Below are 8903 nucleotides of genomic sequence, written 5' to 3'. Positions count from 1 at the left end.
TTCGCAAGCCGTGCTGTACACACCGGACAGCCGATCGGTGGGGCGACGGACATGAGCGTGCGCGCGGGCGTCAACAGCTTCAGCCGCACCGTCGAGTACGACACCTCAGAACGTCTTCGGCCCGTACGACAACGAGTGGGACTCCACCAACCGCCTGCTCGACCTCACCGGTTACGTGGCGGCCCGGCCGGCCGGGGGAGCCGGTCTTCGGAGACCGTCAGCCGCAGAAGACCAATGGGGACGCGGAGAAAGACGCCGGAGGGCCCGTCTCTGGCACCCGCCGGTGATCGACGAACTCGTTGTCGCCCTCTCCGGCTCATCCCGCTCCGTGCCGGGGCCCTGCAGCGCGGGGGTCAGGCCCTGGCTGCGGGGACGGTTGCCGTGAAGGCGTCCGCGTGTTCCGCGGCCCACCGGGCGAAGGTGCGGGCCGGGTGGCCGGTGACCTTTTCAACGGTGTCGACGACCGTACGGCCCACCTGTGGGGTGTCCCCGTACGCCTTGAGCAGGAAGCTGATCACATCGTCCGGGTGGCCCGCCGCCCGCCACTGCGCGACGGCCTGTTCCTCGGTCAGCTCGACAAGGGTGATCTCCCGGCCCCGGGCGGCGGCGATGGTCGCCACCTTGTCGCCGACGCTCAGCAGCTCGGGTCCGGTGATCACGTACTCCTGGCCCCCGTGGCCCTCCTCGGTGAGCGCGACCGCGGCGACGGCGCCGATGTCGCCCTCGTGGACCATGGCGCTGAGCCGGGTCACGAACGGCTCGCGGACTTCGCCCGAGGTCACGATCCCCTCCGCCCACTCCAGGGCGTTGGCCATGAACTCGACCGGCATGAGCACGGTCCAGTCCACATCCTCGTCGGCCCGCACGGCGTCTTCCAGCAGCGACGGGCCGCCGCCGTGCAGCACGGTGACCCGGCGCACGCCGGCCGCGCGGGCCAGCTCCACGATCCGCGGACCGGTCTCCAGCGGGGCGAAGTAGGCCCCGCCGAAGGTGATCAGATGAAGGCCGGTGATGCCCTCCAGGACCGGGATGAGGCTGTCGGGTCGGGTCAGGTCACCCTGGACGACCTCGACGCCGACCGGAAAGGTGGCACTGGCCCTGGCCGCGTCCCGGGTGAGGGCGCGGACCGCGTGGCCGCGTGCGAGCAGTTCGGCGACGACCTGGCGGCCGACGGTTCCGGTGGCGCCGGCGACAAGAATCTTCTGCGTCTGAGTCATGGCACGACCGTAGGGAGCCTTGCGGTCAGATTCTGTCCGCAAGGCTCAGCCCGGAGCGGGGCGGGAACCGTCATGAGGCCGCGGCGACCGGAGCCACGGCAGGAAACGTGGTGAGTTCGCGGCGACTCCCGGGCACGGCTCCGGAACACATCTTGGGGGAGCGGCTGCGGTGCGTCACCCCGATGTTCGATCGCGATGGGTCGGATTCGCGGGAGACCGTTCCAGCAGCCACTCACGGCACGCGCGCGGTGGGCGATCGCCGGCGGCCCCCTCTCGGCTACGGCGACTGGACCGGGCCTGGCGCGGTGCTGCCCGCCGGGCTGTGCCGAACCGGCAGCGCCGGGTGGTGCCGCGGAGGTCAGGTGCGCAGGTCGAGCATGACGGACACGGCATCTTCTCCGCGTCGGCCTGCGACAGTTCCCCGGCGGTGATGGGCGGGGCCGCGCGGCACTTCGGCCCGGGTGTCAAGGAGGGGCAGTTCCGCGACGTCCGACTTCGACATGTGTCTATGTTGACACTCGTCGATACGGGTGGCAGGCTCCAGACAGCGACATACATCGACAGACATCGATGCAAGGAGTCGTCCGTGATGACACGGATCCGTACCGCTTTCACCGCCGCCCGGGCCCGCCGCGCGGCCCATCACTTGGCCGGCGTCAGCTTCTGCGACAGCTGCGCCCAGGTCTGCGACAGCTCCTGCCGGGCCACCGCCCAACGGCGGCGCACCCAGTCCGCACTCCCCATCGCCCGCTGACTCGCCCCACCAACCTCAGGGATCGACCACCATGAGCAAGCAGCAGCTCCCCGTCGTCATCATCGGAGCCGGCCCCGTCGGCCTGGCCGCGGCCGCCCACCTCGTCGAGCACGGCCTCGAGCCCCTGGTCCTGGAAGCCGGACCGGCCGCCGCCTCCGCGGTGCGCGAGTGGAGCCACGTGCGTCTGTTCTCCACCTGGGGCGAGGTCACCGACCCGGCCGCCGAGAAGCTGCTCGCCCCAACCGGCTGGGCCAAGCCGGACGCCGCCGGCTACCCCTCGGGCGGCGACTGGACCGAGCACTACCTGCAGCCGCTGGCCGACGCCCTGGGCGACCGCGTCCACTACGGCACGCGCGTCACCGGCGTCTCCCGCGCCGGACGCGACCGCACCGTCGACGCCGACCGCGACGCCCAGCCCTTCGTCTTGCACCTCACCACCGCCGACGGCCGCGAGGAGCGCCTCCGCGCGCGTGCCGTCATCGACGCCTCCGGCACCTGGGGCACGCCCGGCCCGGCCGGGGCGGGCGGCCTGCCCGCCCTCGGCGAGAGGGCCGCCGCCGACCGCATCACCTACCGCGTGCCCGACCTCAAGGACCCCGCCGTACGCGCCCGTTACGTCGGCAGGCGCACCGCCGTCATCGGCTCCGGGGCCTCCGCCTTCACCGCGCTCGCCACCCTCGCCGACATCGCCCGCGACGAGCCCGGCACACATGCGGTGTGGATTGTGCGGCGCGGCATCAGCGGCTCCACGTTCGGCGGCGGGGAGGCCGACCAACTGCCCGCCCGCGGCGCCCTCGGCCTCGCGGCGAAGGCCGCCGTCGACCACGGCCACGCCGATGCGGTCACCGGCTTCCGTACCGAGGCGATCGAACGTGCGGAGGACGGACGGCTGGTCCTGGTCAGCGAGGACGGCCGGCGTCTCGACCCCGTCGACGAGGTCATCGTGCTCACCGGCTTCCGACCCGACCTGTCCTTCCTGTCCGAGATCCGCCTCGGTCTGGACGAGCGCCTCCAGGCCCCCATCGAGCTGGCGCCGCTCATCGACCCCAACCAGCACTCCTGCGGCACCGTCTACCCGCACGGACACCGCGAGGTGTCCCATCCCGAGCAGGGCGTCTACCTGGTCGGCATGAAGTCCTACGGCCGCGCCCCCACCTTCCTCGCCATGACCGGCTACGAGCAGGTCCGCTCCGTGACAGCAGCCATCGCCGGCGACTTCGAGTCCGCCGACCGCGTCGAACTCACCCTCCCCGAAACGGGCGTGTGCGGCGGTGCCGGCCTCTTCGACGACCGGGCAGCCGAACAGGCAGACGCCGGCGGCTGCTGCGCCCCGGCGCCCGCGCTCGTCCCACTCGGTGTCGGCGCGACCGCCGCCGGCGTCGTCGAGGAAGCGTCGGCGGGCGGCTGCTGCGGCTCGTGACCAACCTCAACACCCCTGCGCACAAGGCCGCGACCGGCACCGGAGACCGGTCGCGGCCCCGCGCCGCCCTGCCCGCCCTCTGCCTGACGCAGGTCACCAGCTGGGGCATCGTCTACTACGCCTTCCCCGTGCTGAACCCGCAGATCACCCACGCCACCGGCTGGCCGGCCGGAGCGACCACGGCCGCGTTCTCCCTCGCCCTGCTCGTCGCCGCCGTCACCGGGATCCGCGTCGGCCGGGTCATCGACCAGCGCGGGCCGCGCGCCGTGATGACCGCCGGATCGGTCCTCGGCGTGCTGAGCATCCTCATCATCGCCGCCGCCCCGAACCTGCCCGTCTTCGTCGCCGGCTGGCTCCTCGCCGGCACGGCGATGGCATCCACCTTCTACCAGCCCGCCTTCGCGGCCCTCACCCGCTGGTGGGCCCCGGACCACGTCCGCGCCCTCACCCTCGTCACCCTCGCAGGCGGCCTCGCCTCCACCGTCTTCGCACCTTTGACCGCAGCCCTTGCCGAGCACCTTTCCTGGCGAGCGACCTACGCCGTGCTCGCCCTGGTGCTCGCCGCCGTGACCGTCCCCGCGCACGCCTTCGCACTCAACGCACCCTGGCCCAAGGCGCCCCCCGCCCCCGCCCACATCACCGGAGACGCGGCAACGGTGGCCCGCGGCCGCCCCTTCTGGATGCTGGCCGCAGCCCTGACCCTGTCCGCGTTCGCCGTCTCCGCCGTCGTCATCGCGCTCGTGCCGCTCCTCCTGGAACGCGGCTGCTCCACGACCCAAGCAGCCTGGGCGCTCGGCCTCGGCGGGGCCGGCCAGACCCTGGGCCGCACCCTGTACGCGACCATCGCCCGGCACACCAGGACAACAACCCGCACGACCGCACTGATCGCGCTCGGCGCGCTGACCACAGCGGCCCTCGCGCTCGTACCCGGCCCGTACGCCCTGCTGGCGGCCCTGTCCGTCGTGGCCGGGACGGTCCGCGGCAACCTCACCCTCCTACAAGCCACCGCCATCACCGACCGCTGGGGCACCACCTACTACGGCCGCCTGTCCGGACTCCTCGCCGCGCCCACCACGGCAGCCTCCGCACTGGCCCCCTTCGCCGGCGCCGCCTTGGCCTCGCCACTGGGCGGCTATCCCCATCTGTTCGGAGTGCTGGCACTGATCGCCGCACTCGCCGCCCTCATCACCTTGGGCACCAAACCGCCGCCCGCCCCCAACCAGCGCTGAAGCAGCGGTAACAGGGCAACGGTGCCCGGTCGACGACCGGACACCAGTGCCGTGAGCCGGGCTGTGACCGGCCGGCCATCGGTTCATCGAACCGCGTTGCCCGTGGTGGCTTGTGCCTATGCGGTCTTGGGTCCCGCCTGCTGCACGACCTCGAAGGACCACAGCGTGGACCCGCTCGCTGCCGGCCGGGGGCGTTCACCGCTGTTCGCGTCACCGCCCTGGTGGGCCGTCTTCATGGGGCCTTCCATCCAGGCCTGGAAGGATTCCTCGTCGCGCCAGCGGGTGTAGACGAGGTAGTTGTCGGTGCCTTCGGCGGGACGCAGGAGTTCGAACCATTCGAATCCGTCGGAGTTCTCCACGGCGTGGGCGCGGGAGGCGAAGCGCTTCTCCAGCGTCTCGCGCTGCTCGGCGGGGACGGTCAGTACGTTGATCTTCACTACGCTCATGGCGACCATCCTGGCTTACAACGGCCGGCACGCGGGCAGCGGCCCGTAGGTCACGCGTGTCGAACCGGCTGTGGGAGGAGTTCGTCCCGCTCGGCTGCACGGGAGTCCGGAAACCCTCACCGAGGTCGAACACCTTCAACTCAGGGCCACTTTCTCGCACCCAGCCCCCCACGCCAACCCCACCTGTGACTACCAGCTGGGACACAGCTGATGTACGCGGCGGTTCGGGACAGGGCCGCGAATAGCGGCCCGGACCCTGTTGGGCGGGCTTCGGGGGCGGCCGCGGCCAGTGCGAGGCACGCGGATATGGCTACCAGTACCGTCTGGAACTGCGGGATGTCTTGCCGGTGACCGCGGTGACCGCGGTGACGGTGAGCGAGAGCGGCTTTTGCCATTGACTCCGGCGGGCGGGAGGCGGTGCGTATACAGGGCAACCAACTCGGGCGTCGGTCCCGCGCCAACTGCTGCCGTGCGATTTCCGCCGTCGTACTCAGGCAGCCGACTGGCATTCCCGATGCAGCGCCCCGCGAAAGTCGTCGCAGGCCACGGTTCCTCAGTGGTGGAACAGCCTGACCCCGGTGCGTGCGAGCGCGATCCGATGTCAGTGGCGGCTGGCAGGCTGGGCGGTATGGACAGCGACGATGAGCAGCTGCTGCGCGGCCGGGTCTACGGCCAGGACCCTGGCGATCCGCACCAGGGCCCGCGGCCGGGACGGGACTACGTCGAACTGGTCGGCGGACCGCTCGACGGGCTCTTGCTGGAGGTCACGGGCTGTACGCCGGACGAGATCGACACCGGCGTCGCCCTCCAGACAGAGCTGGGGCGGTTCGGTGCCGGCGGGCGGGCCATGTACGACCCGCGCCCCGGTGACCGGCGCCGCTTCGACTGGTCCGGCGACACTCCCTGACCGATGCCGCACCATGCCGCGCCGGCCTGCCCGGCACTGCTGAAGAGAGCGACGTCGCCAGGGGGAGCGGTCGGGCCGGGCGCGGTGCCGGCAGGCACGACAGCGACCGGTCGAAGAGCGGCGCGGACGCACGGAGGACACACGCCAGCACCATCCGTGCCCGCTTCGCCAGGCCCTGCGCGGTTGTCCGACGCTTGGCCCACCCCTGCAACGTCAGCCGCTCAGCATCGGATAACGCCAGCGGTTCCAGCCTGTTGTCCCCCATGGCACCAGCAGACCGCACACCACCGGAGCTGTCAGCAGCAAACCCATGATCTGAAACAGGACACGACTCACGTGGCGAGACGAGACCTCAAGACCAGCTCACTAGATGTGGCTGACGACGTCGCGGAGCTGCCACACGGGATGTCGCTCTTGCTGAAATACGTCGGAGGAGTTGAGAGGGTCGGGCGAGGCTCACTGGCGATGGGCGGAGGCCGAATTGCTCATTCCTGGCTGGCCTCCGTTGTCTCCCTAGCAGGTCGTCAAAGTCATTGACAGGTACACGGGCGGTGCTTAGGTTCGCCGATACACCCGATGTATCGGTGATCCGTCAGGTCTGGAGGACGATGATGACCTCGCAGCCGGAGAAACACTCGAAGGTGGCCCGTAGAGCCGTACTCGGCACCGCACTGGGCGGAGCGGCAGCCGCGGCCCTGCCGAGGACGGCCCACGCCGAACAGCATGAACAGCCGTTACCGTCCGACGGCGATGGCAGACGCCCCTGGAGACTCCGCGACACGATGACCACCGACCGCGCCTGGGACACCTTCCTGCGCGGCCAGGACCTGTTGTGGTCCAAACTGCCCACCCGCTGGTACGAAGGCCCGTTCCTCGGCGACGGACTGCTCGGCAGCATGGTCTACCAGGAGCCCGACGCCAACCAGATCCGCTTCACCGTCCAGCACGGCCGCGTCCAGGACCACCGGCCCGAGTTCGGCAGTGGCTGGGGCACCTGCCGGCTGCCGGTCGGCCACCTCACCCTCGAACCGGCCGGCACCATCACCGCCGTCGACTGGCGGCTGAGCCTGTGGAACGCCGAACTCACCGGCACCGTCACCACCACCGCCGGCACACTCACCCTCGCCGCCCTCATCCACGACGAGGTCTTAGCCGTCCGAGTGACGGCCGACGGCGGCGAACGGGTCACCTGGACCTTCCACCCCGAGGAGGCCATCAGCCCCCGGAAAATCAGCGAAGCCCCACCCTCCGGCTACACCGCCAACCCGCCCTGGACCACTCGGACCGGCGCCGACGGCACCGGGCAGGTCCTCCAGCCCCTCACCGGCGGCGGCCAGACAGCCACCGCCTACCGCCGCACCGGCGACGACCTGCTGCTCAGCGTCGGACACAGCTTCCCCTCCGACACCGCCGCCGAGGCCGCCTCGCTGCGCAACCTGCGGCGCGCGACGTCGTACGACGCCCTCAGACGGCGGCACACCCGCTGGTGGCACGCCTTTTACCGCAAGAGCTTCGTCTCCTTCCCCGACCAGCGGCTGCAGAGCTTCCACTGGATCCAGCTCTACAAAGTCGCCTCCGCCAGCCGCGCCGGCGGCCCCGTCATGGCCACCTCCGGTCCGTGGCTGGAGCCCACGCCCTGGCCCGCGGTCTGGTGGAACCTCAATGTCCAGCTGGAGTACTGGCTCATCCACGGCGCCAACCACCTGGAGCTCGACGCGCTCGCCACCACACTGCGGCAGAACCAGGAACAGCTCATCGCCAACGTGCCCGCCGCCTACCGCGCGGACAGCTCCGGCGTCGGCCGCAGCTCCGACATGTTCGCCAACCGCGGCGTGGGACAGCCGGGCAGCGGCGCCGAGACCGGCGACCTCACCTGGGCGCTGCACAACGTGTGGCTGTCCTACCGGCACTCCATGGACACCTCACTGCTGCGCGACACGGTCTTCCCGGTGCTGCGCCGGGCGATCAACTACTACCTGCACTTCCTCACGCCGGGCAGCGACGGCAAGCTCCACCTGCCGCGCACGCTCTCGCCCGAATATCCCGTCGTGCCGCCGCAGGACACCAACTACGACCTGGCCCTGATCCGCTGGGGCTGCCGGACACTCATCGAGTCCGCCGAACTGCTCGGCATCGACGACGAGTTGATCCCACGCTGGCAGGAGGTGCTGGCCAGGCTCACGCCGTACCCGGTCGACGACAACGGCTTCATGATCGGCGCCGACACCTCGTACGCGCAGTCCCACCGGCACTACTCGCACCTGCTGATGGTGTACCCGCTGTACCTCGTCAACTGGGACCAGCCCGAAAGCCGCGACCTGATCGCGAAGTCGCTGGTCCGCTGGCACGCGCTGACCGGCGCCCACCGCGGCTACAGCTACACCGGGGCCGCATCGATGTACGCGATGACCGGCGACGGCGACACCGCGATCACCTACCTGCGGAAGTTCTTCGACCCCACCACCCGCTATCCCTGCCGGCCCAACACGCACTACACCGAGGCCGGTCCGGTCATCGAGACCCCGCTGTCCGCCTCGCAGTCCCTGCACGACATGTTCTGCCAGAGCTGGGGCGGCGTGATCCGCGTCTTCCCGGCCGTGCCGACCGCCTGGGCGGACGTCACCCTGCACGACTTCCGCACCCAGGGCGCCTTTCTGATCAGCGCCGTCCGCAAGGCGGGAAAGACCCGGTTCATCCGGATCAGGAGCCTGGCGGGCGAACCGCTCGAACTCCGCCACGGCCTCGACGGAACACTCACCGTACTGCTGGACGACGGCACCCCGGCACGCACCCAGGACCTGGGCGACGGCACCCTCGCCATCGACCTGCCCCGCGGCCGCGAGGTGCTCGTCCACTCCGGCTCACGGCCCGACCTCTCCATCGCGCCCGTCACCGTCAGCGAACCGGGCCCGGCCTGGGGACTGCCGTAG

7 protein-coding genes and 1 pseudogene are annotated in these 8903 nt (G+C 71.0%); 5 read left to right on the top strand and 3 right to left on the bottom strand.

All coding sequences use genetic code 11. The features are described from left to right. Positions 1–353 precede the first annotated feature (353 nt). On the bottom strand, positions 354–1217 hold the full coding sequence (locus ACFYO2_RS44580) for an NAD(P)H-binding protein (protein ID WP_388361837.1): 864 nt from the start codon (positions 1215–1217) through the stop codon (positions 354–356). A 589-nt stretch (positions 1218–1806) separates the two neighbouring features. On the opposite strand from ACFYO2_RS44580, the gene ACFYO2_RS44575 reads away from it, so the two are divergent. From ACFYO2_RS44575 to ACFYO2_RS44565, 3 genes are read left to right on the top strand one after another with little or no spacing between them, the layout of a single operon-like run. Further along, the gene (locus ACFYO2_RS44575) at positions 1807–1971 is read left to right on the top strand and encodes a hypothetical protein (RefSeq protein ID WP_388361835.1); all 165 of its coding nucleotides are present in this window, start codon (positions 1807–1809) and stop codon (positions 1969–1971) included. Between the two features lie 31 nt (positions 1972–2002). Continuing rightward, positions 2003–3391, top strand: coding sequence for an NAD(P)-binding domain-containing protein (locus tag ACFYO2_RS44570; RefSeq protein WP_388361832.1), 1389 nt, complete (start codon positions 2003–2005; stop codon positions 3389–3391). Continuing rightward, complete coding sequence (locus tag ACFYO2_RS44565) at positions 3388–4620, top strand: MFS transporter (protein WP_388361829.1); 1233 nt, start codon at positions 3388–3390, stop codon at positions 4618–4620. Before ACFYO2_RS44570 ends, ACFYO2_RS44565 begins: the two co-directional genes overlap by 4 nt. 116 nt (positions 4621–4736) lie before the next feature. Here ACFYO2_RS44565 and ACFYO2_RS44560 read toward each other — a convergent pair whose 3' ends face one another. Then, positions 4737–5066: an antibiotic biosynthesis monooxygenase family protein gene (locus ACFYO2_RS44560; RefSeq protein WP_388361826.1), complete on the bottom strand. Its 330-nt coding sequence runs from the start codon at positions 5064–5066 to the stop codon at positions 4737–4739. Between the two features lie 628 nt (positions 5067–5694). Between ACFYO2_RS44560 and ACFYO2_RS44555 the strand changes: the two genes are divergently transcribed. After that, entirely contained in the window at positions 5695–5973 is a 279-nt protein-coding gene (locus tag ACFYO2_RS44555; protein ID WP_388361824.1) for a hypothetical protein, read from the top strand. Positions 5974–6115: 142 nt separating this feature from the next. Here the strand turns inward: ACFYO2_RS44555 and ACFYO2_RS44550 are convergent. After that, positions 6116–6238: pseudogene (locus ACFYO2_RS44550) on the bottom strand (IS630 family transposase); the annotation flags it as partial. A 346-nt stretch (positions 6239–6584) separates the two neighbouring features. Here ACFYO2_RS44550 and ACFYO2_RS44545 point away from each other — a divergent pair. Then, positions 6585–8903 (top strand): Tat pathway signal sequence domain protein, encoded by a 2319-nt coding sequence (locus ACFYO2_RS44545; protein WP_388361842.1) that lies wholly within the window; start codon positions 6585–6587, stop codon positions 8901–8903.

The sequence above is a fragment of the Streptomyces sp. NPDC006602 genome (assembly GCF_042870385.1).
In the GTDB taxonomy this organism is placed as follows: Bacteria; Actinomycetota; Actinomycetes; order Streptomycetales; family Streptomycetaceae; genus Streptomyces.
The sequence above is the reverse complement of the archived record's forward strand: the minus strand, read 5'-3'. Positions and strand labels throughout refer to the sequence as shown.